The 26,721-nt window shown below is 57.7% G+C and carries 18 protein-coding genes and 1 pseudogene; 4 read left to right on the top strand and 15 right to left on the bottom strand.

Annotated features, from left to right (window positions below; translation table 11 throughout):
• Positions 1-38: 38 nt before the first annotated feature.
• Entirely contained in the window at positions 39-1,694 is a 1,656-nt protein-coding gene (locus BM174_RS12695; RefSeq protein WP_093924226.1) for an ABC transporter substrate-binding protein, read from the bottom strand.
• 239 nt (positions 1,695-1,933) lie between these two features.
• On the opposite strand from BM174_RS12695, the gene BM174_RS12690 reads away from it, so the two are divergent.
• The gene (locus BM174_RS12690; protein ID WP_177209476.1) at positions 1,934-2,722 is read left to right on the top strand and encodes an IclR family transcriptional regulator; all 789 of its coding nucleotides are present in this window, start codon (positions 1,934-1,936) and stop codon (positions 2,720-2,722) included.
• 425 nt (positions 2,723-3,147) lie between these two features.
• Positions 3,148-4,569, top strand: a complete 1,422-nt coding sequence (locus BM174_RS12685; RefSeq protein ID WP_245766358.1) for a M28 family peptidase — start codon at positions 3,148-3,150, stop codon at positions 4,567-4,569.
• 374 nt (positions 4,570-4,943) lie between these two features.
• Here BM174_RS12685 and BM174_RS12680 read toward each other — a convergent pair whose 3' ends face one another.
• From BM174_RS12680 to BM174_RS12630, 10 genes and pseudogenes are all read right to left on the bottom strand, one after another.
• Positions 4,944-6,005 (bottom strand): IS630 family transposase, encoded by a 1,062-nt coding sequence (locus BM174_RS12680; RefSeq protein ID WP_093924223.1) that lies wholly within the window; start codon positions 6,003-6,005, stop codon positions 4,944-4,946.
• A 1,142-nt stretch (positions 6,006-7,147) separates the two neighbouring features.
• Complete coding sequence (locus BM174_RS12670; protein WP_093924221.1) at positions 7,148-9,940, bottom strand: VapE domain-containing protein; 2,793 nt, start codon at positions 9,938-9,940, stop codon at positions 7,148-7,150.
• A 360-nt stretch (positions 9,941-10,300) separates the two neighbouring features.
• Positions 10,301-10,978 (bottom strand): hypothetical protein, encoded by a 678-nt coding sequence (locus tag BM174_RS12665; protein WP_093924220.1) that lies wholly within the window; start codon positions 10,976-10,978, stop codon positions 10,301-10,303.
• Positions 10,975-11,211, bottom strand: a pseudogene (locus BM174_RS21405) (tyrosine-type recombinase/integrase); the annotation flags it as partial. The gene BM174_RS12665 and the pseudogene BM174_RS21405, both read right to left, overlap by 4 nt.
• A gap of 7 nt (positions 11,212-11,218) precedes the next feature.
• A complete protein-coding gene (locus BM174_RS12655) occupies positions 11,219-12,295 on the bottom strand; it encodes a tyrosine-type recombinase/integrase (protein ID WP_093924219.1) in 1,077 nt (358 codons plus the stop codon).
• Between the two features lie 239 nt (positions 12,296-12,534).
• Positions 12,535-13,116 carry a hypothetical protein gene (locus BM174_RS12650; RefSeq protein WP_093924218.1) on the bottom strand — a complete coding sequence of 194 codons (582 nt, stop codon included), beginning with the start codon at positions 13,114-13,116 and terminating at the stop codon, positions 12,535-12,537.
• The gene (locus tag BM174_RS12645; protein ID WP_093924217.1) at positions 13,116-15,359 is read right to left on the bottom strand and encodes a xanthine dehydrogenase family protein molybdopterin-binding subunit; all 2,244 of its coding nucleotides are present in this window, start codon (positions 15,357-15,359) and stop codon (positions 13,116-13,118) included. The genes BM174_RS12650 and BM174_RS12645 overlap by 1 nt, the downstream gene beginning before the upstream one ends.
• 3 nt (positions 15,360-15,362) lie before the next feature.
• Positions 15,363-15,821, bottom strand: coding sequence for a (2Fe-2S)-binding protein (locus BM174_RS12640; RefSeq protein WP_093924216.1), 459 nt, complete (start codon positions 15,819-15,821; stop codon positions 15,363-15,365).
• A 172-nt stretch (positions 15,822-15,993) separates the two neighbouring features.
• Positions 15,994-17,106 (bottom strand): S-(hydroxymethyl)glutathione dehydrogenase/class III alcohol dehydrogenase, encoded by a 1,113-nt coding sequence (locus BM174_RS12635; RefSeq protein ID WP_093924264.1) that lies wholly within the window; start codon positions 17,104-17,106, stop codon positions 15,994-15,996.
• 103 nt (positions 17,107-17,209) lie between these two features.
• Positions 17,210-20,611, bottom strand: a complete 3,402-nt coding sequence (locus BM174_RS12630; protein WP_093924215.1) for an indolepyruvate ferredoxin oxidoreductase family protein — start codon at positions 20,609-20,611, stop codon at positions 17,210-17,212.
• Positions 20,612-20,748: 137 nt separating this feature from the next.
• Here BM174_RS12630 and BM174_RS12625 point away from each other — a divergent pair, with 137 nt between their 5' ends.
• Entirely contained in the window at positions 20,749-21,201 is a 453-nt protein-coding gene (locus BM174_RS12625) for an Lrp/AsnC family transcriptional regulator (RefSeq protein ID WP_093924214.1), read from the top strand.
• Between the two features lie 143 nt (positions 21,202-21,344).
• Positions 21,345-21,875 (top strand): adenine phosphoribosyltransferase, encoded by a 531-nt coding sequence (locus tag BM174_RS12620; protein WP_093924213.1) that lies wholly within the window; start codon positions 21,345-21,347, stop codon positions 21,873-21,875.
• A gap of 36 nt (positions 21,876-21,911) precedes the next feature.
• On the opposite strand, the gene BM174_RS12615 is transcribed toward BM174_RS12620, so the two are convergent.
• The 4 genes from BM174_RS12615 to thrC form a co-directional block, all read right to left on the bottom strand.
• On the bottom strand, positions 21,912-23,330 hold the full coding sequence (locus BM174_RS12615; protein WP_093924212.1) for an FAD-binding oxidoreductase: 1,419 nt from the start codon (positions 23,328-23,330) through the stop codon (positions 21,912-21,914).
• A 160-nt stretch (positions 23,331-23,490) separates the two neighbouring features.
• Positions 23,491-24,075 (bottom strand): GNAT family N-acetyltransferase, encoded by a 585-nt coding sequence (locus tag BM174_RS12610; protein WP_093924211.1) that lies wholly within the window; start codon positions 24,073-24,075, stop codon positions 23,491-23,493.
• Positions 24,075-25,337, bottom strand: coding sequence for a M16 family metallopeptidase (locus BM174_RS12605; protein WP_093924210.1), 1,263 nt, complete (start codon positions 25,335-25,337; stop codon positions 24,075-24,077). The genes BM174_RS12610 and BM174_RS12605 overlap by 1 nt, the downstream gene beginning before the upstream one ends.
• Positions 25,334-26,719 carry a threonine synthase gene (gene thrC, locus BM174_RS12600; RefSeq protein ID WP_093924209.1) on the bottom strand — a complete coding sequence of 462 codons (1,386 nt, stop codon included), beginning with the start codon at positions 26,717-26,719 and terminating at the stop codon, positions 25,334-25,336. Before thrC ends, BM174_RS12605 begins: the two co-directional genes overlap by 4 nt.
• Positions 26,720-26,721: the final 2 nt, after the last annotated feature.

Raw genomic sequence — 26,721 nt, 5'->3', positions numbered from 1 at the left:
AAAGGGGCGACAGGTCGTGCCGCCCCATGTGTACCGGCTTATTCGCCCAGCGTTTCCTTGACGCCTTCAGGATAGGCAAGACGACCGTCAACTATCGTATAGCCTGCTTCGTCGAGCATAGACTTGGCAATGTCGGGTCCTGCTTTGAAGTTTTCGACCACAGCTTTGTCGTGCCAGAATTCAAGCGCCGGAGACACGACCGAGTTCGAGGCAACGGCGAAGCCTTTGAAAGCAGCTTTTACAATCAGGCGGCGGTCGACAGCAGAAGAAAGCGCGGAGCGGAAGGCCGGATCGTCAAACGGCGCGCGGCGGTTATTAAAGGCTACATAGCGGAAGCCGATGTCCACGGTCGAGACAACTTCGATGTCCCCGTCAGCTTCAGCGGCATCAATCAACACCTGCGGATCGCCAGCAAAATCTGTCAGAAAGTTAATCTCGCCCGAGCGGAGCATACCGAGTGCTGCCTCGGCATTCGGCACCAACCGCAAGATCCAACGCTCTGCTTGTGGCGCGTTGAAGTGACCGCTATTCGCGCTCAGAACTATTTCTTCGTTCGTCAGCCAACGGTCGAATTTGTAAGGCCCCGAACCGATCGGCATTTCTTCCTGATAGCTTTCTGCGTTCTCTTCCTTGGTAGCCAGATCAGCAAGGATAGGCTCCCAAACGTGTTTGGGGATCAGGTTAATCTTTGCGAGGCTCGATGTGATGAAAGAGGCAGACGGGTTGGTCAGAGTAAATACGACGACGTTATCGCCTTCAATCTCCACACTACTAATAGACTGACCAAATGGCGCGTACATCGGCGCTTCGCCACCGGTTGTGGTCTCGTAAGAGAACTTGACGTCTTCGGCGGTCACCGGCTTGCCGTCATGCCACATCATGTCACTACGTATCGTGACCGCGATTGTCTTATCATCTCGCCATTCGAAAGTCTCGGCAGCCCATTCTGTGGGCAGACCGTCGGGGCCAACCCTGAACAAGCGGTCATAAAGCAGCTCGGTGATGAAGCTGTCCGTCACGCCGGAAATATAGAGCGGGTTCACGGCAATCACGTTATCAGACGAATTGACAATGATGTCTTTCTGGTCAGTCTTGGGCGCCAAGGATAGCCACGTCCAAGTATTGCGGATGCCGATACCCGACTGGTTCACAACCGAGTCTTCTTCCCAGATGTTTTTATCAAAGGCAAAGGCTTGCTCAGGGTGAACAAGCATCATATTCGGTTGGTCTTTGGCCAAAATTTCCTGCGCTTGGCGCACGAGTTTCTGGCGCTCTGCCGGGTCAATTGTTACCCGCTGCTTTTCGACAACTGCGTCATACTCAGGGTTCGAATAACCGATGAAGTTATAGCCACTTTCAGCGGTAGAAGAATGGAACAGATTATAGATGATTTCATCGGGATCCGACCGTTCGGGCCGACCGGTCATCTGCCATGCGGTAACATCCCACTTGTCCCGATCATACCAGACTGCGGAAGACATCTGCTCCCAAGGCATGACGTCGACTTCGACATCAAGGCCGAGCTTGCGCCATTCTTGCGCTATCAGCTGCACAGCCTGAAACTCCGCAGGCTGCGCTGCCTGTGGGCGAGACAGCAAATGGATCGTCCTGATCTGGTCCTGCGCCCATGTCGGTCCGGCAAGAAGCGCCATACCCACCAGCGATGTAGAAGCCAGCTTGAATAGAGTCTTCACAATATCTCTCCTGTTGTCATCGACCCCAGCGGGCCAGTTCAGCGCGCACATGCATCGACAGCGTAGGGCACCCTCCCTCGGGCAAATACTGTCCTTGCGTCTACGTTTGCCGGTGAGCCCAGCAGCTTTTTGCATTGACGATCTGTCGGATTATGTTTTACTGAGTGAGACAAATCGAAATTACTTTAATGAGTAAAACACGTTTGTTTCAAAACGCAATACATTTTCTGGAAGCGGCTATGACAAACAGGACCAATGACACCGCCCGCGAGCGCAAGTCGTATAAAATTGAGGCAGTCGGTCGCGCCCTCAACGTGCTCGAAACTTTGGCAGAGACACCCGGCCTTGGCGTCACTGCTTTGGCAAACGAAATGGGTCTTACAAAATCTATTGTATTCAGGCTTCTGCAGACTCTGGAAGAAGCTGGCTACGTCCAACGTGATGCAGAGCGTGCAATCTTTTCGCTTGGCTACCGTGTCGCTCTCTTGGGTGAGCGCGTGGGCCGTGACGGCGCATTGTTGCATGTAGCTCCGTCAATCATGGATGAATTACGCGACGAAACCGGCGAAAATGTTAATCTGGTGATTCGCGAGGGTGGCTACGCCCTTGCTCTGGCGACGCGCGAAGGCCTGCATGCAATCCGTATATTTGCTCAATCGGGACGCAAGGGGCCGCTTCATGCCGGGGGCGCGTCTATGTTGCTGCTGGCCTATGCAGAACCTGCAATCCGCGATAGGATCCTGACCTCGCCACTTGAAAGCTATACAAACTATACTGTTACCGACCCCGAGCAACTGGCGAAGATCCTTCTGCGCATTCGCGCAAACGGGTACAATGTCGCTTTGAATGATTTGGATGACGGGGCATTTTCAATTGCCGCGCCGATCTTCAACTCAGCGGGTGAGGTCGTTGCGGGCCTGTCGATCGCAGGGGCCTCGGTCCGTCTGGATGAGCCTCAGCGTGATGCTTACATCGACGCTGTAAAATCGGCAGCCGAGAAAATCTCGGCAAAACTCACCCTCGGCTAAAGGGCTGATCAACACCGCCCACCCATTTCCCATGCTTGCCCGACTCAATCCCCTCTGCTAGCGTTTTACTAAATGCAACATTATTTCATTGAGTAAAACATATGGAGACGAGAATGACCCCGCAAGAACAGGCCCTACTTGATCAGGTCTCGATTGACGCCCCTTGGGCGCTTGTCGAAAGCTTTGCGACGTTCAAGCGCGAGCATCCCGATGATGTGAATCGCGGCATGGACGAAGTAATCAACACTTTGCGTAGGCATGGTGTTGAAGTAGATGTGCACGAACCCGAGCTATATCTGAGCCTGCCGGGGCAAGCGCGGATCGAAGCAGGAGGCAAGATCTTTCGCGCCAAACCGCCAGCCTATGCTGTCAATGCGCCCAAGGGGCTAAGCGGGCCATTGGTCTATATCCCAGGCACCACTAACATGGACGAAGAAGATGCCTTTGAAAGCCAGTTGGAAGCTTCTGAAGCCATGATCCGCAATGTCCGCGGCAAAGTGGTCCTGACAGAAGGTTTCGCTAGCCCTGCGATCATTTCATTGATGGATACTTGCGGCGCGATCGGTGTCATCGCGATCAACCCCGGGGTCGATATCCACTGGGGCATCTGCACAACGATCTGGGGCACTCCGGGCACGGACGACCTGCCCCGCAAGCCTACAATTCCAGCAGCAGCCGTGAATTTCGAGAGCGGTCAAGCGCTCCGAAAAATCGCCGAAGACGGCGGCGAAGCGACCATTTTCACTGAAATGGAAGAAGGTTGGTTCAGTTCAAAATTACCCGAGATAACGATCCGCGGCAGCGAAGAGCCCGAGAAATACGTTCTGCTGCACGGTCATCTGGACAGTTGGGATGTCGGCGTCGGCGATAACGCGACCGGTGATGCCTCCATGCTGGAGATCGCGCGAGTTCTTTGGGCGAACAAGGACAAGCTGCGCCGTTCCGTCAAAATTGCCTGGTGGCCTGGTCACTCCACCGGCCGCTATGCGGGCTCTACATGGTACTCCGACACCTTTGCTCTCGATCTGGATGCGAATTGCGTAGCCCAAGTGAACTGCGACAGTCCCGGTTGCCGTTGGGCTACCGAATTTCTGAACGTATCGGTGATGTCGGAAAATCACGACTTTTTGGCAAATGTTATCAACGATGTTTGTGGCAAAGAGCTTCACTCAGAGCGCCCTCACCGCGCGGGCGACTATTCATTCAACAATATTGGGTTGTCCGGCTATCTTATGTTGTCATCTGCCATGACCGACGCGCACCGTGAGGAACTGGGCTACTATGCCGTAGGCGGTTGCGGGATGAACATTGCGTGGCACACTGAAAACGACACGCTGGAAATTGCTGACAAAGACATCCTTTTGCGGGACATCAAAGTCTACCTTTTGGCCGTCTTCCGCAATGCAAATGCCGCGATCCTGCCTCAAGACTGGCGCGCCACAGCCAAGGAGTTTCAGGAAACTCTCAAAGGGTATCAATCCGAAGCAGGCGAAGCCTTTGATCTTTCTCCCGCACGTGCGGCGAGTGACAGTTTGCTCGCGAAAATTGAAGCATTCTATAATGGCATCGACGATGGGTCAGTATCCGAAACGGCTGGAAATACGGTGATTCAGGAATTGGCCCGGATTCTTGTTCCGCTCAACTTCAACCGGTCAGATCGTTTCCGTCACGATCCTGCGTTGACAATCCCGCCTTTGCCTTCCGTCGAACAGGCCAGCAAGATCGCCGGTGGCTCAACCGATATGCAGGGGTTCGGACGAACGCAATTGGTTCGTGGCCAAAACCATATTATTGCCGGGATGCGATCAGCTGAAACCCTGATCGAACGTGTTGCCGGAATTAGCTGACTGGTCTAAAAAACCTTGCGGACGCGCTGCCTCTCTGGGAAATCCTGGCAGTCGCGCCCGCCGGCCATACCCCAGCCAATCTTGCAACTCTCATACAGTACTTCCGCTCTCTAAGCGCTAAGCCATGTGATACAGTTTGTAATCATCATAAAACAATATGATCTAATCATATCCGTCCCTGCTTGGTTTCAAACCATCTAAGCCGGGCGATTACAAATCTCGGGGCATCTCATAACATATGAAACATCCGAATATCCGTACGCGATTGTACAACACGTACTAACGCGCGCTAAGAGGCAGCGAAATTTTTAATTTCGCAAGGGGTCTTGCGAGTGGTTTGCAGATGTTCGACCAGAAATACAATTATACCGCTTCTACTTCAAAACCCGAAAGTTATCATGGGTTATGACCCGGAAGTTGTCTGAGACCTTGTCGCGGAATTTCGTCCATTCCTGCGGGATGGCTTCACGCATGAATGCAAGGATGGCGTCGGCGAACTGCTTCTGACTTGGGTAGTAGCGATTGTGGGTGACGTATTGATGCAAGACGGCCCGAAGCCGCTCAATCGGATTGAGAGGAGGGCAGTAGGGCGGCAGTTGGATCAGATGGATACGGCAAGCTGTCCTGGCAAGGAAAGCTCTGACATCGGGCCCTTTGTGGTAGGCAGCGTTGTCCCAGATGACATGAATGATGCGCTTGTCGGGATTGCGCTCCTCTATCTTGGTCAGAAGCTGTGCGGCACTGACCCCATCAACGGTTGTGGGCTCGACAAAGGGTGCATCGAAGGTTTCGAGGTTCACAGCCCCATGAATGTTCACACGACCACGCCCTGCCGTGCTGAGAACCGCTGGATTTGATCCGACCTTCACCCAGCCAAATGCAGGCTTGGTCTGGTATTCCGGATGCACCGCATCGGCGAAGTAGACAGCTTCATCTGCGGGCAACTCACGCATCAGGCGCTCGTAGAATGCGATGAATGCGGCCTGCTTTTCCGCTGATGCCACGCGCGGCAGGGGCTTGGGCTTGCGGTATTCAAAGCCCAGTCGGGCGAGAAGTTTGATGCAGCCAGAATGGGAATAGTTCAGACCGCACTCAGCCGAGACATGGGCCCTGATCTCGACCGTCGAGCGACAGAAGCGCGCTTCCAGCCAAGCGCACGACGCAGCCTCCTGTGCCTGCGTCGTACGGGACTGACTGCCCTTCCAGCCGTCGAAGGCAAGCGCATCCCAACCATCTTGCAGGTAGGTTTTATGCCAGCCCCGGATGGTATCGTCGTCCAAGTAGAGAAACTTTGCGATCCGAGCACAGCTTTCCCCGTCGTCGAGCAGCAGGATCGCATTTGCCCGGCGGGCAATACCGTGGCCCTCGCGCTGGCGACGCACGCAAGCCTCAAGCACGAGGCGGTCTGCTGAGGAAAGAAAGCCGGGGCGGATCATCAGCGGAGCTGAATCGTTCCAAGCCCAGCCGTCAAGACATCAAATTCGGCTTCCGCAGGACTCGGAGTATACATAAATAACTTCATCACTGCGGTGAGCAACTATGGGTCCCATTCAACGAATTACCAGTGACGCGGGGGGCGTAGAGCGTGGTATTCGACAGATTTGCACAGAAGTCATAGGACATCCGTTGATATTATGAGCCCATACTCATGTTATCTGGACTTAACGTGAGCAAAACTAATAAAGTATGCAGAAATTTGCTCTGCGCGGTGCATTTGCGCACATGAGGTTTTCCGGCCCCCCTGAATCCGAGGTGGTGGGCTTACCGAGCAGGTTGCGGCAGGCGGTGCGCCCGGCAGATGGCGATCAGAATTTTTCGGGCGTTTTAGCTGGAGGACATCCGGCAAGTATGGCTGCTATCTATTCCACCTAACTTAGACCACGTTCGGTTGAAAAGGGGGTCGATTTGCCCTTGGACCACTGGACCACGCTTGGACCACTGGACCACGCTTGGACCACGCTAATTGCGGAGCGTGGTCCAAACGGAAAGCCCTTATTTATATGATTAAAACAGCCCTTTGGACCACTGGACCACCAGATTCTCTCTTTAAGAGGTAATTTTGATTATTTAGTAATTAGTAGTTCAAAAAAGAGAGTCCTATGAATCTGTACAGACTCCCTAGGAAAACGGGTGGTCCAGTGGTCCAGTGGTCCAAAATGGCCCGGTAAGACCGGATTTTACGCGGCCCAGCCGGAAAGTTGTGCCTCAAAACGGCGAACCTTCAATAAAGCGTAGAACTCACACGCAAACGAAGAACCTTTTTCACCGCAGCGCGGATCGTCCAACGGTTTGTGGAACCGGGCATACCGCGAGTCGGACAAAGAAAAACCCGGCACAGGGGCCGGGTTCCTCGGGTTTTCGGGGTCAATTTGCGGTCACAGAAAGCCGTCTAGCGTTCGGCACACCTCGTCCACGGTCTCTTGGACCCTAACAGTGTGACCGCCCGCTAGGAGCAGTGTAGTGCAATACTGGTCCTCGAAAGTTGTCGCGTGAGTGGCGATCACCCCGTTACTCTCCACCATTATGACGGACCTCCCGGGGGATAGCGTGAATCTCGTTCTCATTTTATTGCTCCAATTCAGCCCAGCAGATCGGCAACGTCGGAGTCGTCGCGCTGGCGCATGACGACAAACTCCTCTTTCGTGTTCGTCCCGTCGCGGCTGTACCAGCGCGCCTTGCGTCCGAGGCGATGCACGTACCCCAAGGGTTCCCATTCCGACATTGACTTGAGGGCTTGGCCTACGACTTTCTCCGCGTGGCTTCCCCGCAACTCCCGAATGATTGGGTTTTGCGCCAGTTCCTCGCGGATCATTGTCACCGTGACGAGGTTGCGCCCGTAGACAGTGCCTTTGCCGTCCTCGTCGTCATCCCACATATCTGCGCCGCAGTTGTGCGCCTGATCGGCAGAAAGGGGCGCGTTCAGCCACCGCTCTACGACCTCGGCCACTGGCTCGTGCGGCATGGTCTCGCGGCTCTCTTTTTGCAGGCGTTCGGCTTCGACCTTCGCCTTTTTCGACGTGAACTCCAGCGGCAGGAAACCCTCGGGCTGCTCCGCGCGCATGGCGAGGTAGATGTGCTGCGCCTCGGCCCAGAACTGCGGGATCAGCGGCAGAAAATTCGGAAAGTCGATTTTCTTGTGACGGGAGGTATCTGTCAGCACGGGGCAGAAACGCCGGTTCTCCTCGTCGCGGAGGTAGTGCGACTGGTTGGTCGTGCCCATGTAGACGCAGCGACGGTAAAAGTCCTCCTCGTTGCGCCGGTACGCCAAGCGGATCGTGTCTTTGGTCGCCGTGAAGTAACCCTTCACGTCCTCGATCTCAGACTTGGACATACCCTTGAGTTCGGGAACCTCGATCACGGTTTTGCCCTTGGTCGATTCCGTCATCTTCTGCGTGTTGGAAAAGTCGCCGGACAGTGTGCCGCCGTATCCCATGCCGAGGGCTTCGATAGCGCCGGTTTTACCGCCACCCTGTTTGCCGCCGATGATCGGCACGAGGTCGAAGCGATGACCCGGCTCGTGCTGTCGAGCGACGCCCGCGACGAACCAAACGGTTGCAAGTTCGGAGTGGTAGGCGTCGTCCTCCGCGCCGAACCAGTCGTGAAAGAAGGTGGCAAGCCGGGGGACTCCGTCCCAGACGGTCCGCTCGATCTTGTCGAGGAACGGATTGTAGCGGTTCTTTTCCGCAGCTTGCAGCAGAGCCATCTCGACATCCTGTCGCGTGAACTGCGTGTTATAGCCGCCGAGTTTCTGCGGAGCCGCCATCGCGCACATAAGCGCGCCCGTGTCGTTGTCCGTCATGCGGCGACCATCGGATTTATTTCGGACAGGGGCCTGCGAAATACCGCTTTTCGGGAACTTGAAAATCCCTCGTAGATACGGCCCGCCGTCCAGATCATTGAGGGCGATATTGGGCGCGATCCGCTTGTGGTTCCGCACGATTGTCGCGCAGTTATGCAGGCTCTTTTCCAACTCGTTCTTGTTGTCCAGCACGAGGAGCGAGGACCATTTGACCTCTTTCGGTTTAGGGGTCTCCTCCTCGGCGTCCTCCTCCTCGTCGTCGTCCGCGTCAAAGCTGCTTGCCCAATCCTCGGGCGCGGCGTCGTCGGCGTCACCCGTGGCAAGCAGTTCCTCGATAGACAGATCGGCGTCCGCGTCCTTGGTCGGCTTTTTGTCTTTCGGCTTGGGCGGCGGCGTGTCATCGCCATCATCATCGCTACCCTCGTCCTCGTCCTCGTCCTCGTCCGCGTCCCACTCGTCGGAAGGGACCGTGGCGGCGACCAGATCGGCCATCACGTCGGGGTCCTTGCGGGCGAACTCCATCATAGCTTTGAAGCTGGGCAGGTTGCCGGGCGCGGTCGAGTCCGGGGACTTGGCGTCCAGATGGCCGTAGATGTGGAGCCGGATCAGGTCGAACGAGTTGTGCAGTCCCTCGGCGGGGTCTGTGCCGTGGTTCGAGTGCAGGAACAGGCCGTCATCGTAGACCACGGCCCCGTTCGAGCCGGAGCCGGGCGTGTAAGTATACCGGGTCTCGGTATCGCTTGTGCCGGGCGCGTAGACATCGGACAGGAACTCGGCAATCGCCTCCTCCACGTCGTAAACCCGACACCATGCGCCGATGGGGCCGGGCTTTTCGTGGGGGTTCTCCATCTTGCGGTCGGGGTCCACGACGCCGCGCTGCTTTTCGGCTTCCTGATAGGGCAGGAGGGTGTAGTCCTCCCATCCGGGATTGGCCGCGAGGAAAGCGTCCACGTCGAGGATCAAGCCGGACTCGTTCTCGTCCATCCAGTATTCTTGGCCGCGCGAGATCGACGGCTTGAACATCGCCTGATTGAACCGGAACGAGACCATATCGGGAATCTCGATAGCCTCCTCGGGATCGTCGGCAAGCTGCAACGAGATCAGGCGCGAGATCGCGAAAGTCTCGGTCGCGTTCATCTCGCGGTTGGCGGGGATGATCACTCGGACACGCGGTTTCTCGGGGCAGTGCGCCCGCGTCGTGTGCATGATCCAATAGTGCCGGTTGATCTCTGCCTGCCCCATCGTGACATACTCAAGCTGGGAAACTTTGATATTGTCGAGGTCGAGGACGATCATAGACCGGAATAGCTGGCACTCCAGCTTACGGCGACCGTCGGTAAAGTGCGCGGCCAGCCAATAGCCGGGGGCGGCTTTCTTGGGCAGCTTGTCGTCCTGCCCGAGCGCCATGTACTGCGCGAACGTGACGGACGTGTCCAGCATCGGCTCGACAAGCATTTCCTTGAGGCGCTTGAGCGTGGATTTCTTGTTCTTCACGCGCCCAAGGCCGTTGCCCGTGCTTACGCAATACTTGACTATGTAATTCTCGATCTGACTCGGCGAAAAATCCCTCATGGCAATGCACCCAACTCGCGCTCAAGCACTGGGATTGACAGCATGACTGTCCATCCATCTGTCGAGATCTCCCCGACGGTAGACAACGCAGCCCGAGATTTTCAGAAAACTAGGACCACTTTGCCGATTATGGCGCATACGTAGTTTGGCAAGCGTGCTCTCGGACAAGCCAGTGTACAAAGCCGCATCAGCTGGACGCATGTTTTGAGCCAAAGAAGGCCCTGCCTCCTTCAGCGATGCTATGAGTTCTTCGAGCTTCGAATTCATTTTTTACCTCATGATGATTCCGTGTATTTCATCATGGTGTCATTTCATTCGAGCCTCGTGGTTGGTTATAATTCGTTGAAATATAGTCAACATTTAAACTCGAATGAATCCTGGTTCGTCATCGTAATCCCATCTCACGATCATCGTTAGCAATTCTTCGTAATTTTTTGTTTTCCGAGCTGCCCCATATATTTTTTGAATGCGCTCAACGTCTACATTGCCAATTGCTGTGTCCAGCAATGCCTCATGGACAATCTGACTGATACTTTTCCTCGAACTGTTTGAACCTTTTCGCTTGTTCGGGCGGCGATGCTCCCATCTATTTCTCAATATCTGCATTGTCCTTGCTATAATAAAATCTCGTCCCCAGGTGTCGACTTTGCGGCCTCGGCGTTCTCGGGCGGGAATGAAATCCCCTTTTAAATATCGCGCCATCAAATCGCTGAGACGCGCAGGAATTATAATGCCGTTTTCAATCCGCAATGCCGCAACAAATTTGGCTAGTTCGAAAGCTTCAGAGCTCGCCGTCGCCCTTTCAATGAATTCATCCAGTTCGCCTTCTGGAATGGTCACGAATGAACTTTCACCATCGAACCATTTCAAGTCGAGTTCGAACCACATTGTTGTCCAGATAGGTCCGTGGTCGAGGAAACCACTTTTGATGAGGTAATTTATCTCCACGTTAGCTTCTAAAATATCCTGAACATCCTGCTGCGCCTCTTCCATCTTCTTTTTTTCGTTTTCCGCAATTTTCTCCGATCGGCTTGTCATTCAAATTCCCTCAGGCGTCGGCCGAGCTCAACACAAACAAGCGACATTGCTGGTCTTAGCGCATTATTAGACGGCAGAGCATATCGCTGACCCGTGATTGACATCGGCATGTGATTTAAAAGCCGACCCACAATTCCCTCAAGCACACCTGTCTCCATGGCTAAGGTTGCAAATGTCCACCTGTGGGCGTGTGGTCTCCATTTCAACTTCTTGGGGCCTGTGATGTGCCCCGATGCTCACTTAGCTTTCGATCCGAGCGAGTAGCTCAACGCATGCCAGCTCCATAGAGGGCCTAAGTGCATCCAATGAGGGTCGGGTGTATCTCTGCCCCGTGATCGAAAGCGGTGTATGATTGAGCAAACGACCAACGATTTCTTCCAAAACGCCCGCCTCCATTGCGACCGTGGCAAATGTCCGACGATGCATATGAGGATTATACTTAAGCCTATCAGGCCTTGTGATGTGTCCCGTCATCGACTTTGGTGAGGGGAACACCCAATTTGGGCTTAGGAGGCGTAAAGGGGCCAAGATTTCCCGATGTATCGGAAGGATTGGTAAGTCAAAACTTCTGCCATTCTTTGTCATTGGCAAATGGATTCGGTCATCCAATATTTGGGACCACTGAAGGGTGAAGGCCTCAGATTTTCTGAAGCCAGTGAACAATAAGAAATAATAGAAAGCCCGATGGATTGGGTTTTCAAGACTATCAATAGTCGAGCGCCAATCCTGAAGATCTTCGATAGTCCTACCATCGGGTTTCTCTTCGAACCACTCAATCGCCATAGTAGGGCACTCTGGGAGGTCACAGGTTCGACGTGCATGGTTGTAAATTGTTCGGAACGCCCGGAGTACGTGATTGGCCCCAGAGGGCGTCTTTGCCATTTCTAGATGACGACGGACGACCATTGCTTTGCTTATTTCATCTAACGGCAACCGCAGCCAGTCTTTGAGATGGAGCGTCAGCTGCGCGCGGGTTCCACTCTTATGGCTTTCCGAGCGTAGTTTCGGGCGTACTAGGTAAACTTCCATAGCGGCTGCAAGCGTAGGCGCGCCAATTTGGATTTGCCTGCCTGCCCCCCTACTCCATTGAAGAGTAAATTCAAGTGCGGTCTGGCGTGCCGCTTCAGCAGAGATAACCGGATGTCGCCCGATCAAAACACGACGTGTTCGTCCGCCGACATCTTTCTGAAAGTACCATGTCTTCGATTTTTTCCCGACGAAAAGCACAAGTCCTCTTATTTCACTATCCCAGTGCTTTTCTGTCCCCGATATTGCGTGGGGTATCTTGCGAGAAAAAGTCTCTGTCAGTTTTGGCATTTTGTCTGCTTTTTGTCGGCATCACCCTGAAGGGGTATGAAATCACAAGAAAGCCAATGAACAATTTAGTCAATGATAATAATACGGTGGAATATAATGGAACGTGCAGGAAATCGCGTTCTTTTGTGTGGAAGGCAGAGGTCTTACCATTACACAACGCCCGCGCTACAGTTGAAGGGTTATTTCAAAGCGCATCAAGGGTCAAGACCGCAACCGCGCGTGCGGCTGAATTCCTACGGTCAGCCTTCGACGCAGGGCGTGCCTGCCTCTCCCCAAAGTGCGACATCGCGGGCGATATCCTCCACTGTGCCGGTCGGCGCAGACCGCCCCGCACCCGGATCAAAGCCCCATGCCACAAAGGCGGAAGTCTGCAGATGCTCAACCAGTTCCGCGATGGTATTTCCGTCATTGGTCTCAGGGTCGCGCATCTGGGCGCAAACCTCGGCACTCGATTTATCAAGCCATTCCAGCTCGATCGGCGGCAGCCGCCACGCGTCATCAATATGCGGCGGCGCGTGTGGCACGGTGTTGGCCCGCGCAGAGGTGACATGGCAGGTCCGGCACGGCACGCTTTCGGCACCAATGCGGCTATCGTCCGCAACAATGCCCATCCCGTGGACCCGCTCTTCACCGTAACCCAAAGCCTCCCACATCGGGATGCCCGCGTCACCGACGTGGCAATTGGTGCAGCGCGGGTGCGAGGTGACCTCGAAAATCCGGTCCCAGGCTGCCAGCCCCTCTTCACGCGGGATTTGCGGCGTCACAACCTCTTGCGCCAGTGCCGGAGCAGCCGCGACCATCAAAGCAAAAACCAAACGCATCAAACGAACCTCACCGAATGAGACAGCGGCAGCGTGCGAATTCGGCTGCCAGTGGCAGCAAAGATCGCATTGGCCAGCGCGGGCGCCGACGGCGGCACGCCGGGCTCGCCAATGCCCCGAATTTCCGTACCATTCTCCAATCCGCGCACCACAACCTCGGGGCATTGATAGAGCCGCATGCCCTCGTAGGCATGATAATTGTCCTGCTGCGGCACCCCGTTCTTATAGGTCAGCTCGCAGTTCATCGCGTGCCCGAGGCCAAAGATTACCCCGCCCGAAACCTGCGCCTCAAAATTCACCGGATCGATCACGCGACCCACATCAGCGGCGACAAATACCTTGTCGATGCGGATTGCGCCCTCCACATCGGTCACCTCAATCACCTGTGCGACCGGCACTCCAAAGGCCAGCACAAAGGCCAAGCCACGCCCGCGCCCCTGCGCCATCTCGCTACCCCAGCCCGACATCTCGCCCACGGCCTCCAACACCTTGCGCGATACATCGTGGCTGCAAAGGCGCAGCCGTTCCTCCAGCGGATCGGCTCCGGCGGCAAGGCAAAGCTCGTCAATAAAACACTCGTGCAAAAACCCGTTGCCCGACGCCCCGACAGACCGCCACGACGACACCGGCACCATCGCGGGCACGCGGTATCCGGTGACGCGGTAGTCGGGGATCGCAAAGGGCTGGTCCCATGTCGATTGCACAATCGCCATATCCGGCCCCATCACCGGCTGGCCAAGCCGCGCCATCTGCGATTCCGCCGTGGAGGGGGCGGCAACCGCAAGATCATAAGCGGCAATCTTGCCATCGCTCACAGTGCCGCGCGCCCGCGACATCGCCAGCGGTCGGGGAAAGTCATGGGTAAAATCTTCTTCGCGGGACCAGACCATTTTAATCGGCACATCAGGCAATTGCATCGCGATCTCGACCGCCTGCAAGACATAGTCATCCTCCAGCCGCCGCCCGAAACTGCCGCCCGACATCAGCACATGCACATGGACGTTTTCAGCCTCCAGCCCTGCGCGTTTGGCGGCATTGGCCTGCATAAAGCGCGGGATCTGGGTGCCGGTCCAGATGTCCAATCGCCCCTCGGCCAGCAAAACCATCGCGCTCATCGGCTCCAGCGGTGCGTGGGCCAGATAGGGAATGCGGTATTCCGCCTCGATCACCTCGGCTGCGGCCTCGAACGCCGCATCAACATCGCCTTCGTCGCGAAAGCGGCTGTCTTGCCTGGCAGGATCAAAAGCTGCAGCGACGGCAGCGAACTGTTTGTCGCTGTCGCCAATATAGGGTGCATCGTCCCAGTCGCACTTCACCTCGGCAGCCGCTTGAAAAGCGCGCCAGGTGTTGTCGGCGATCACCGCGACTCCGCCGGTGATGGGCAATACCGCTTTCACCCCGCGCCGTTCTTTCGCCGTTGACGCATCAAAGCCGCGTATCGCGCCGCCCTGCGCTGGGTTGGTGCGGGTGGTGGCATAAACCATCCCGTCCATCACCATGTCGATGCCATAGGTCTGGGTGCCGGTGGATTTCGCAAGAATATCGGTACGCTGCTGTGGCTTGCCCAGATATTTCCAGTCTGACGGGTCCTTGAGTGTCACCTCTTGCACGGGTTCGATCTCGGCTGCGGTGGCGGCAAGATCGGCATATTCCAGACGCACCCCATCGGGCAGCACCACGGCGCCCATGTCGGTGCGCAACTGGTCGGCTGGCAGACCGGTCTGCTCGGCTGCTGCTGCGATCAGCGTGGCCCGCGCCACCGCCCCCGCATGGCGTAATCGGTCAAACATATCCGGCACGGTCGTCGATCCACCGGTCAGTTGCAGCCCTAAAAACTTGCCTGCGACATCCGCCGCGCCGCGCCCGGTATTGGCCAGAAACGTTTCAGAAGTCGCAGCAATCGGCATCGCCTCTATCCCGACAACACCATTGTAATAGACAGCCGAAGGGGGACCCGGATCGATCCGAACGGTGGCCAAATCGACATCCATCTCCTCGGCGATCAGATGCGCCTGAATGGAGTAAGCCCCCTGCCCGACATCGGCGCGTGGCGTGATAAGGGTGACGCCATTGGCATCGACCTTGACGTAGGGGTTAAAGCTCGCCTCGCCGGGGGCCAGCGTGTCGAGCAACGGGTTCTTACCCTCGCGCTTATAGGCGTAAATGCCAAATGCCACCCCGCCCGCAATTGCAACAGAACCAATCAGAAAGCTGCGCCGCGCGATGGTCTTGATGCGCCCCATGGTTCAGGCCCCCTGCAATTTGTTGGCCGCGGTGCGAACCGCCGCGCGGATGCGCGGATAGGTCCCGCAACGGCACAGATTACCGCTCATCGCCGCGTCAATCTGGGCGTCTGTCGGTTCGGGATTGAGATCAAGCAGGGAGGCCGCTTGAACGATCTGCCCCGACTGGCAATAGCCGCATTGCGCAACCTGATGCTGCACCCAAGCCGCTTGCACCACATGCAATGCTTCGGGCGTACCCAGCCCTTCGATGGTGGTGACTTCGCCGTCCACATCGCCCAGCGCCAGTTGGCACGAGCGCACAGCGACACCATCAACCATCACCGTGCACGCACCGCATTGGGCAATCCCGCAGCCATATTTCGGACCAGTAATGCCAAGCTCGTCGCGCAACACCCAGAGCAGCGGCATGTCATCCTCTGCATCCACCTCATGGGCGGTTCCGTTAACGGTAAGTTGCATGGGGGCGGCTCCTGCTAAACTGGTCGGTTCAGGGTACAGCTACAGGCCCGCGTGTAAAGCGCGCATTGGCCGTTCCCCCGCGTCAGCGGTGGGGCATTGCGGCACAAAAAAACCGGCCCTACATCTGGTGTTGGACCGGCTATTATTTAACAATGTCGGTTGCCCACGAGGATCAGAATTCCACGACAGCGCGGATCGATTTGCCCTGATGCATCAACTCGAACCCTTCGTTGATCTGGTCGAGCGTCAGCTTATGGGTGATCATCGGATCGATCTCGATCTTGCCGTCCATGTACCAGTCGACAATCTTGGGCACATCGGTGCGCCCCTTGGCGCCGCCAAATGCCGTACCGCGCCAGACACGGCCAGTGACCAGCTGGAACGGACGGGTCGAAATCTCGGCGCCTGCCGCGGCCACGCCGATAATGATGCTCTCGCCCCAGCCCTTATGCGCCGCCTCAAGTGCTGTGCGCATAACTTTGGTGTTCCCAGTCGCGTCAAAGGTATAATCCGCGCCGCCCTTGGTCAGTTCAACCAGATGCGCGACCAGATCGCCTTCAACGTTATTGGGATTCACGAAATCGGTCATGCCGAAGTACTTGCCAATCTCTGCCTTGTCGTCATTCAGATCGACGCCGACGATCTGGTCGGCCCCTGCCAGCCGCAGGCCCTGAATGACGTTGAGACCGATACCGCCCAGACCGAAAACCACGCAGCGCGCACCGATCTCGACCTTCGCAGTGTTGATCACGGCGCCAATGCCCGTAGTCACGCCACAGCCGATATAGCAGATCTTATCAAACGGCGCGTCCTTGCGGACTTTGGCGAGCGCAATCTCGGGCACCACGGTGTGGTTCGCGAAGGTCGAGCAGCCCATGTAGTGATGAATCGGCGTGCCATCCATCATCGAAAAACGGGTGGTGCCATCGGGCAGCAGGCCCTGCCCCTGGGTGATGCGGATTTTTTGGCACAGGTTGGTCTTGCCAGATAGGCAATATTCGCACTCACGGCATTCGGGCGTATAAAGCGGGATCACGTGATCGCCCGGCTCCAGCGTGGTGACGCCCTCACCGACTTCCAACACGATGCCCGCGCCCTCATGGCCAAGAATGGCGGGGAAAATGCCTTCGGGATCATCGCCTGAACGGGTGAATTCATCAGTGTGGCACAAGCCGGTCGCCTTGATCTCCACCAGCACTTCGCCGCGCTTGGGACCTTCGAGGTTCACGTCCATGATTTGGAGCGGTTGGCCAGCGGCAACAGCCACGGCAGCGCGGGTTTTCATCATCGGTTCAGACTCCTTTACGTTGGGCGCATGGGGCCCACGGAGCGCCGGAATGTCAAGCGGGGCGCGGGCTGTCAAGGCACGCCGCCGCCGATGCGCCCGTTTAAATAGACACAGCCAACAGTGCCGCGACCTCACCCTGAACGCGGTGCGCGGCAGCCTCTTTCACCGGACCGTAGCCGCGAATTTCCATTGGCGCGACAAGCAGTTTGCTCTTGGTCACATCGTCCATATCCGTCTGCGCGACTTGATCCAGCACCCCTTCGAACCACGCAATCAAGGCGACCTCCAGCTTGCGGTCTGCGCCATAGCCGAAGATATCGGCCCAGGTGCCGCGCAGCGGTTTCATCTTGGCCAATACTTTGAAGGCCGCGCCCATCCACGGGCCGAACTTGCGTTTAAACGGCCTGCCGCGGGTGTCTTTGCCCGTCGGCCACATCGGCGGTGCGAGGTGGTAATGCACCTTATAGTCGCCTTCGAAAGCATCAGCGATGCGCGTGTCAAATCCGGTCTGCGTGTGGAGACGTGCAACCTCGTACTCGTCCTTATAGGCCATCAGCTTGAACAGCGATGTCGCCGCTAAACGCTGTTGGTCGTCGGTCAGATGCGGGGTCACAGCGTCCAGCCGCGCCTTATAACGCGCCGCATAAGCGTCGTTCTGGTAGTCGGTCAAAAAGGCCATGCGACGGGCGATCAGGTCCGCCACAGTCTCTTCGCCCTGCACCTCTTGCGGCGCGTTCAGCGCGTCTGGATTTGCAGCCATAACACGGCCAAAAGCAAAGGCCGACTTGTTCTTCTCAGGTGCCACGCCGTTCAGCTCGATCGCCTGATAAAGCGCTGTCAGCGACACCGGCACCAAGCCCTGCTGCCACGCAAAGCCGAGCATCATCACGTTGGCAAACACTGCATCGCCCATTAACCGTTCGGCCATCGCGTTGGCATCAAAGGCCTGCACATTCTGCGCGCCCACTGCCTGAACCACCACCTGTTCGCGCTGGTCGATCGCCAGATCAGCATCGCGGTTGAGCACCAGATCACCTGTCGGCATCTCGGCACGGTTCAGCACCACGCGGGTGCCACGCCGGTAATGCGCCGAAGCCTTGGGCGCAGAGCTTACCACCATATCGCAGCCGATAACTGCATCCGCCGCACCCTGCCCGATGCGCACCTGATGTACGTCGCGCGGGCTCGCGGCCAAGCGGACATAGCCCAGAACGGTCCCGAATTTCTGCGCAAAGCCAGTGAAATCCAGCACGCTGGAGCCTTTGCCTTCCAGATGGGCCGCCATTGAAATCAACGCCCCCACCGTTACAACACCCGTGCCGCCAACACCTGTCACCAGCAGATCGTATGGCCGATCCAACGTCGGCAGCGGGGGCTGCGGCAAATCTGCCGCGAGCGCCTCTGCATCCAATCCAGCACCGGCTTTCTTACGCCGCGTGCCGCCCTCAATAGTCACAAAAGACGGGCAGAACCCGTTGAGGCAGGAATAATCCTTGTTACAGGTCGACTGGTTAATTTTCCGTTTGGTGCCAAACTCGGTTTTTATGGGCTCCACACTCAGACAATTACTCTCAAGGCTGCAATCGCCGCAGCCTTCGCAGACCAGATCATTGATCATAACGAATTTCTTCGGGTCCTCCATCGTCCCGCGTTTGCGCTTGCGGCGCTTTTCAGTCGCGCAGGTTTGCTCGTAAATCAGTACCGTCACGCCCGGAATCTCGCGCAACTCGCGCTGCACAGTGTCGAGGTCGCGCCGATGGTCAAAACTGGTATCGCCGGGGAAATCCGCCTTCACAAACTTCTCGGGCTGATCGGAGACCACGGCGATCTGCGCAATGCCTTCGGCCCGTGCTGCCTGTGCGATGCAGCTGACCGAAACAGGACCATCGACGGGTTGCCCGCCGGTCATCGCCACAGCGTCGTTGTAAAGTATCTTGTAAGTGATGTTCGCCTTGGCCGCGACCGCCTGCCGGATCGCGAGACTGCCCGAATGATACCACGTACCCTCGCCCAAATTCTGGAAGACATGCTTGCCGCCATTGAACAGCGAGGTTGCGATCCACGGCACGCCTTCGCCGCCCATCTGGGCAAATCCGGCGGTGTCGCGGTCCATCCAGCTCGCCATCACATGGCAACCGATGCCGGAATTCGCGGTGGAGCCCTCGGGCACCTTGGTCGAGGTATTATGCGGACAGCCCGAGCAGAAATAGGGCGTGCGCGTGGCCCCAGCGACATTGAGCAACACCGGCGGCGTGTCGGTCAACGCGCGGGCTTTCTCCAATAGCTTTTCTTCGGGGAAAAACGCATCCAGCCGCGCGGCGATCACCGGCACCAGCAAGAGCGGCGACAGCTCTCCCGTCCACGGAATCAGCTCTTCGAGATTCTCGTCGTGCTTGCCGACCATCCGCGCCGGTTTGGAGCCGGGCCAGTCATAGAAAGCCTCCTTGAACTGGCTTTCGATGATGCCGCGCTTTTCCTCGATCACCAGCACTTCGCGCTTGGCTTTTACAAAATCCAGCGCATCGCGCACTGCCAGCGGCCAGACCATGCCGACCTTATAGATATCGATGCCCAGATCGCGGCATTTCGCTTCGTCCAGCCCCAGCAGACGCAGCGCCTCCATCGTATCAAGGTGGCCTTTCCCCGTGGTCACGATACCATAAGCCGCGTCCTTGATTTCATAGATATGGCGGTCGATCGGGTTCGCTTCGACAAAGGCACGCACCGCCTCAAGCTTGTCGTGAATACGCGTTTCAATCGCGGGCGACGGCAGATCGCCCAAGCGCACGTGCAAGCCTCCCTGCGGCGCGGTGTAGTCGGGTTGCACGAACACACGGTCCGGCGCGAGATCGACCGACGCCCCGCTCTCCACCGTCTCAGAAATCGCCTTGAAACCGACCCAGGTGCCGGAGAACCGCGACAGGGCAAAACCGTATTCACCAAAGCTCTGGAATTCGGCGACCGAGGCAGGGTTCAGCGTCGGCATGAACCACGACATGAAGGCGACATCGGATTGGTGCGGCATGGAGGAGGACACGCAACCGTGGTCATCCCCCGCCACCACCAGCACGCCGCCCTTGGGCGCGGAGCCATAGGCGTTACCGTGCTTCAGCGCATCACCGGACCGGTCCACCCCCGGCCCCTTGCCATACCACATCGAAAACACACCCTCGACCTCGCAATGCGGATCAAGATGGGCCTGCTGTGCGCCTAAAACGGCGGTGGCACCGAGGTCTTCGTTCACGGCAGGCAGGAATTTGACGCGGGCCGCTTCCAGCCGCTTGCCGACGCGCCACATTTCCTGATCCAAGCCCCCCAGAGGAGACCCGCGATACCCCGACACGAACCCGGCAGTGTTGAGCCCCGCCTCGCGGTCGCGCCGCGCCTGATCCAGCATGATCCGCACCAAGGCTTGGGTGCCGGTCAGAAACACCCGCCCGCGCGGCTGCGCATAGCGGTCTTCCAGTTGATAGGTCGCGAATGTGTGGTCGGGTTTGGTCATGGCAAGGGCCTCCTGAATGACGAGCCTACACCACCATTGGTGGATTTACGCATCTATTCCTGTAGCCCTACGCCTGACTATCGGGTAAACATTTCTCAATTGGAACGCACAACGGAAAAATTCACCAAAGGCCCGATATGGACGCGACTGACACCACACTGCTTTTGCTGCTGCAACAAGATTCGCGCCTGCCCAATGCGCAACTGGCGGAGCGGTTAAACATTTCCGCCTCGGCCTGTTGGCGGCGGGTCAAGGCGTTGGAGGATGCGGGGGTGATCACCCGCTATGCCGCTGTCGTCGATCCGGCCAAGATGGGGCTGAGTTTCGAGGCCATCGTGCATGTGCATCTAACGCGCCATGACGCCCCCGCGCTGGAGCGGTTTATCAAGGCCGTGTTGGGCCGTGACGAGGTCACAGATTGCTATGCCACCACCGGTCAGGCCGACTATCACCTGCGGGTGATCTGCCGCGACATCGAGGCCTATAACGATTTTCTCGAAGGGTTTTTGTTTACCCAACCCGCGGTGAACTCGGCCCAGACCAATGTTGTGCTGCGTCGAATCAAGACCGATGCTCCGCTGAAGGGCTAAACGGTCAGCGCCCCGGGCTCTGCTAGCGAAATTCGCGGTTGCGTCCCGTCGGGCGATGCTGTCATTTGGTTTACCTGTCATTCACTGTTTTGGCGCCTTTGCGGCGTTTAACGATCATTGCCTTTGCGCGCAGGAGCCCCCTCATGAAACAGGTTCAGGACTACATCCGCACCATCGTCGATTTCCCGCACGAAGGGATCATGTTTCGCGACGTGACCACGCTTTTCGCCGATCCGCGTGGGTTTCGCATGGCGATTGACCAGATGTTGCATCCCTATGCGGGTATCGACATTGATAAAGTGGTGGGGCTGGAGGCACGCGGATTTATCCTCGGCGGCGCGATTGCGCACCAACTCTCGGTGGGGTTTGTCCCGATCCGCAAGAAGGGCAAGCTGCCCGGGCGGACAATCAGTCAGGATTACAAACTGGAATACGGTGAGGCAATCGTGGAAATTCACGACGACGCCATCAAACCCGGTGAAAAGGTGCTGGTGGTCGATGACCTGCTGGCCACCGGTGGCACAGCCGAGGCGGGCATCAAGTTGATCGAACGCTTGGGCGGAGAGATCGTCTCGACCGCGTTTATCATTGATCTGCCAGAACTTGGTGGCCGCAAGCGGTTGGAGGCGATGGGCATGGAAGTGAACGCTTTGTGCGCCTTCGACGGCCACTAAACTAAGCCTCACAGGGAAGAGGCGCGCCCTCTTCCCTTACCCTGCGCGCAGAACCGCACCGGGGTTCATAATGCCGTTTGGATCAAGCGCCGCTTTGATAGCGCGCATTGCCGACAGTTTCGCCGGATCACCGTAGCGCTCCAGATCGCCGACCTTGACCCGCCCGATACCGTGTTCGGCACTGACCGAGCCGCCAAGTTCATCGACAAGATCATGCACCGCGCGTTTGATGCCATCGCGCTGGCCATCATGCTCGTCGCGGGCTTTGCCCACCTGTGGAAAGACATTGTAGTGTAGGTTGCCATCGCCAACATGGCCAAAGCAATTGATGCGAAAATCCCCGATTGCGGCGACGCGTGCACCCGCTTGTTTGATGAAGTCAGCCAGCGCCCCGAGCGGCACCGAGATATCGTGGCTCGAAACCGAGCCGATGAGCCGGTTTGCCTCGGGGATCATTTCCCGGATCCGCCAGAAATCATCAGCCTGTTGGCGGTTTTGCGCGATCAGTCCGTCGTGGACCAAGCCCGCCTCCATGCCACTGGCAAACAGGGTTTCGAGCGCTTCCGATGGATTAATGCCACCGCTGACACCGACATCGATCAAAACGCTCCACTCTGGTGGCGCGTCAAACGGCTGGCGAATTTCGGGGAGTTTTTCGGCGAGGAAGTCGTAGCCTTGGCGATGCATCAATTCGAAGGCGCTGACCATCTCGCCCAACTGGCTGCGGGCCTGCGCCAATAGCGCCAAAGCGGCGGCGGGGCTGTCGACAATCATAAGCGCTGTGCCGGTTTGGGCGGGCGGCGAAAAGAGTTTGAGAGCTGCAGCGGTAATAATGCCGAGCGTTCCTTCGGCGCCAATCAGCAGATGGCGCAGATCATAGCCGGTATTGTTCTTGCGCAGGCGGGTCAGCCCGTTCCAGATTTTCCCGTCCGGCAGTACGGCCTCCAACCCCAGACAGAGGTCGCGGGCATTGCCATAGCGCAGCACGCCGGTACCGCCCGCGTTGGTCGCCAGATTTCCGCCGATCCGCGCCGAGCCTTCGGCAGCCAATGACAGCGGGAAAAGCCGGTCGGCTGCCTCGGCGGCGGCCTGAACATCGGCGAGGATCATCCCGGCTTCGGCGATCAAGGTGTTTTCCTGCGGATATGTGCCGCGCAGGCGATTCATTCGTTCCAATGACACGATCAGCGGTGTCGGACCTTCGGGCATGACCTGCCCGCCGACCAGTCCCGTGCCCCCGCCATAAGGGATCACCGCGACGCGGGCGTCATTGGCGTGGCAAATGAGGGTCGCGACCTCGGCCGTATCACGCGGCAGGGCCAGCAGACCTTGCTGGCCTGCATAGAGACCGCGCGGTTCCTCGAGGTAGCGTGCCTCGGCGGGACGCAGGATATCAGGACCGAGATCGGCGGAGAGGCGTGCGGCAAAGGCGCTATCAGCAGGGTTCAAGTTCATGTGTGTATTGATCCTGCGGCTAGGGGGCGGATGCAAGGGATGATCTGAGCGGGAAGTGAGGTTGAGGATAGTTCGCGATGAGGAGCCGCGACTTTAAGATGTTTGTAGGGGGAGGCACACCCCCACGCCCCCGTGGGATATTTAACGCCCAAAAGAGGGCTTAACCTGCTTCGGATTTGCCGCGACGGTCTTTGCGCAAGGCGGCATAGAGGACGTGGGTGCGCCAGCGGCCATCGATTTGCAGATAGCTTTGAGCGACGCCCTCGTATTTGAAGCCCGATTTTTCCAACAAGCCGCGCGAGGCAGCGTTCTCTGGCAGACAAGCAGCTTCAATCCGCGACAGATCTAGGCGGTTGAAGGCTTGGTGCACCACCGCTTCGATGGCTTCGCGCATGAAACCTTGGCGGGCAAAGGGTGCACCTGTCCAATATCCCAGAGTGCCCGCTTGGGCCGGACCGCGGCGAATATTGTCGAGGGTGATGGCACCGATGAGCGTTTGATCGCTGCGGCGGATCAGGAAGAGCGGCATCGCGGTTCCCGCCGAGACCGACCGCTGCGCCCAGTAGACTCTATTGGTAAACGCCTTGCGGGTTAGATGATCGGCAGCCCATGTCGGCTCCCACGGCGTGAGGAAGTTCTCGCTGTTGGTCCTCAACGCTGTCCACGCCCGAAAGTCTGAGTGGATTGGCGGACGCAGGGTCAGCCGCTCCGTCTCGACCTTGAGTTTGCGTTTCAGGAGCAGCATCAGGCGGCGCGACGCTCCTGAAGCTGGGCCAGAGTCGGGGCACCCTCGACCGGACCGTAAAGCGCCAAAGCGGCGGGGGCGGTAGCGGCCATGGTCTGGGCAAAATCGCGCACGTCGCCGGTGGTGACCGCGTCGATTTGTGCGATGGTTTCTTCCAGCGGCGGAATACGGTCCCAGATCTGCATCAGACGGGCCAGACGTTCGGCACGGTTTGACGGGCTCTCCAGCCCCATCAACAGGCCTGCCTTCATCTGCGCACGGGCGCGGGCGACCTCGGCAGGAGACATATCACTGGCGGCGCGTTTCATCTCGTCGATGGTGATGCCAGCAAGATCGGGCAGCTGTTCGGCAGAAGTGCCGGCGTAGATCGTCATCATGCCCGTGTCAGCATAGGCGCCTGCTTGGGCAAAGATCGTATAGCACAGGCCACGGTTTTCGCGGATTTCCTGGAACAGCCGTGACGACATGCCGCCGCCGAGCGCCGAGGCGTAAATCTGGGCGATATAGATGTCTTCGGCGCGGTAACCGGGGGACTCAAAGCCAAGCGCGAAGTGGGCTTGCTCCAGCGTTTTCACCTGCCGCATCTCGCCCCCTCTGAACCGTGCGACATCGACTTCGAACAGCGGTTTGGCGGGCATATCGCCAAAAAGCTCTTCGGCCAGTTTCACAATCTGGTCGTGGTCAACGGCGCCCGCCGCCGAGAGGATCATTTGTTCGGGGCCGTAATGATCAGCGATGAAGGTTTTCAGGTCTTCGCGGTTGAAGGCCGAGACCCGTTCTGCGGGGCCGAGAATGGTACGCCCGATGGGCTGGTCCGGATAGGCTTCTTCCTGCAACCAGTCAAATATCACGTCATCTGGCGTATCAAGCGCCTGACCGATTTCTTGCAGGATCACACCGCGCTCGACCTCGATCTCGCTGTCATCAAGGATCGGATTGCGCAAGATATCGGCAATCACATCAAGCCCCAACGCCACGTCATTTTCCAGAACCCGCACGTAATAGGCAGTGACTTCGCGCGAGGTATAGGCGTTGATATAACCGCCCACATCTTCGATCGCCTCGGCAATTTGCAGCGAGGTGCGGCGCGCGGTGCCCTTGAAAGCCATATGCTCAAGAAAATGCGCGATGCCGTTTTGGTTGGGCGTCTCATGACGTCCGCCAGCATTGACCCAAATCCCGATAGAGGCCGAGGCCAGTCCGGGCATGTGTTCGGTGACGATGCGGAAGCCGTTGGAAAGACGGTGGTGGTTCAGGCTCATGCGAGCGCCTTTCTGATATGGGTTTTAAGCGCTTCAAGATCGTTGGCCACACGGGTCACACGTTCGGGGCGGTCAAACAGGTCGGCCATGCGCGACGGCAGGCCCGGGCGGATGCCAGTGGCGTTTTCCACAGCATCGGGGAATTTGGCAGGGTGAGCGGTGGCCAGCGTCACCATCGGCACACACGGATCGCGCTGGTCTTCTGCGACCTTCACACCGACCGCGGAATGCGGGCACAGCAGCTCGCCGGTGGTTGTGTGCAGTTGCGCGATGGTCTCGGTTGTTTCTGCCTCGGAGGCGCGGCCCGAGCGATAAAGATCTTGCAGCGCCTGCATCGCACCTTGGGAGACGTCAAAGCCGCCCTGCCCCAGCTCAGCCATCAGTTGCGCCACAGCATTGCCATCGCGCTCGTAGGCATCAAACAGAGCACGTTCGAAATTGGAGGAAACCTGAATGTCCATCGACGGGCTGATAGAGGCGTGCACCTCGCCCTTATGATAGCCTTGGCCCTTGAGGCAGCGGTCAAGAATGTCGTTCTGGTTGGTCGCGACCACCAGATCGGCAATCGGCAGGCCCATACGCTTGGCAATATAGCCTGCGAATATGTCGCCGAAGTTGCCGGTAGGTACGGTAAAGCTGACCTCGCGGTCCGGCGCGCCAAGCGAGACAGCGGCGGTAAAGTAGTAGACCACCTGCGCCAACACGCGGCCCCAGTTGATCGAATTTACACCGGCGAGCTTGACGCCGTCACGGAACTCGAAGTCGTTGAACATGTCTTTCAGGCGCGCTTGGCAATCGTCGAAATCGCCATCAACAGCAAGCGCGTGGACGTTGGATTCGCTTGGCGTGGTCATCTGGCGGCGCTGCACCTCGCTGACGCGGCCATGCGGGTAGAGGATGAAGACATCGACATTATCCAGCCCGCGAAACGCTTCGATCGCGGCAGAGCCGGTATCGCCAGAAGTGGCGCCGACGATGGTGACACGATCCCCTTTGCGACCCAGTGCTTTCTGGAACATCTGGCCGATCAACTGCATGGCGAAGTCTTTGAACGCCAATGTGGGACCGTGGAACAGCTCGAGCAGGAAATGGTTGGGCGCAAGTTGCACCATTGGCGCACGGGCGGAGTGGCCAAAACATGCGTAGGCTTTGGTGATCAGATCGCGAAATTCGTCGTCCGTGAAAGTATCGCCGATGAAAGGGCGCATGACGGTAAAGGCGACTTCTTCGTAGGATTGCCCTGCCATACCGGCGATCTCGTCGCGGCTAAGCGTCGGGATGGTTTCGGGCACGTAAAGGCCGCCATCGCGGGCCAGCCCTGTCAGCATCGCCTCTTCAAAGCTCAGGACAGGAGCCGTGCCACGGGTGGAGATGTAACGCATGG

This window comes from Sulfitobacter brevis, assembly GCF_900112755.1.
Classification (GTDB): domain Bacteria; phylum Pseudomonadota; class Alphaproteobacteria; order Rhodobacterales; family Rhodobacteraceae; genus Sulfitobacter; species Sulfitobacter brevis.
Note: the sequence above shows the minus strand (reverse complement) of the source record. Positions and strands in the feature narration are given on the sequence as shown.

What these genes read in the sequence shown, in the direction of transcription:
- BM174_RS12680 (WP_093924223.1), bottom strand. Translation starts at nt 6,005, where the DNA reads ATGATCCGCCCCGGCTTTCTTTCCTCAGCAGACCGCCTCGTGCTTGAG.
- BM174_RS12655 (WP_093924219.1), bottom strand. Translation starts at nt 12,295, where the DNA reads ATGCCAAAACTGACAGAGACTTTTTCTCGCAAGATACCCCACGCAATA.
- BM174_RS12635 (WP_093924264.1), bottom strand. Translation starts at nt 17,106, where the DNA reads ATGAAAACCCGCGCTGCCGTGGCTGTTGCCGCTGGCCAACCGCTCCAA.
- BM174_RS12665 (WP_093924220.1), bottom strand. Translation starts at nt 10,978, where the DNA reads ATGACAAGCCGATCGGAGAAAATTGCGGAAAACGAAAAAAAGAAGATG.
- BM174_RS12650 (WP_093924218.1), bottom strand. Translation starts at nt 13,116, where the DNA reads ATGCGTTTGGTTTTTGCTTTGATGGTCGCGGCTGCTCCGGCACTGGCG.
- thrC (WP_093924209.1), bottom strand. Translation starts at nt 26,719, where the DNA reads ATGCGTTACATCTCCACCCGTGGCACGGCTCCTGTCCTGAGCTTTGAA.
- BM174_RS12690 (WP_177209476.1), top strand. Translation starts at nt 1,934, where the DNA reads ATGACAAACAGGACCAATGACACCGCCCGCGAGCGCAAGTCGTATAAA.
- BM174_RS12615 (WP_093924212.1), bottom strand. Translation starts at nt 23,330, where the DNA reads ATGAACTTGAACCCTGCTGATAGCGCCTTTGCCGCACGCCTCTCCGCC.
- BM174_RS12640 (WP_093924216.1), bottom strand. Translation starts at nt 15,821, where the DNA reads ATGCAACTTACCGTTAACGGAACCGCCCATGAGGTGGATGCAGAGGAT.
- BM174_RS12610 (WP_093924211.1), bottom strand. Translation starts at nt 24,075, where the DNA reads ATGCTGCTCCTGAAACGCAAACTCAAGGTCGAGACGGAGCGGCTGACC.
- BM174_RS12685 (WP_245766358.1), top strand. Translation starts at nt 3,148, where the DNA reads ATGGACGAAGAAGATGCCTTTGAAAGCCAGTTGGAAGCTTCTGAAGCC.
- BM174_RS12645 (WP_093924217.1), bottom strand. Translation starts at nt 15,359, where the DNA reads ATGGGGCGCATCAAGACCATCGCGCGGCGCAGCTTTCTGATTGGTTCT.
- BM174_RS12625 (WP_093924214.1), top strand. Translation starts at nt 20,749, where the DNA reads ATGGACGCGACTGACACCACACTGCTTTTGCTGCTGCAACAAGATTCG.
- BM174_RS12605 (WP_093924210.1), bottom strand. Translation starts at nt 25,337, where the DNA reads ATGAGCCTGAACCACCACCGTCTTTCCAACGGCTTCCGCATCGTCACC.
- BM174_RS12620 (WP_093924213.1), top strand. Translation starts at nt 21,345, where the DNA reads ATGAAACAGGTTCAGGACTACATCCGCACCATCGTCGATTTCCCGCAC.
- BM174_RS12670 (WP_093924221.1), bottom strand. Translation starts at nt 9,940, where the DNA reads ATGAGGGATTTTTCGCCGAGTCAGATCGAGAATTACATAGTCAAGTAT.
- BM174_RS12630 (WP_093924215.1), bottom strand. Translation starts at nt 20,611, where the DNA reads ATGACCAAACCCGACCACACATTCGCGACCTATCAACTGGAAGACCGC.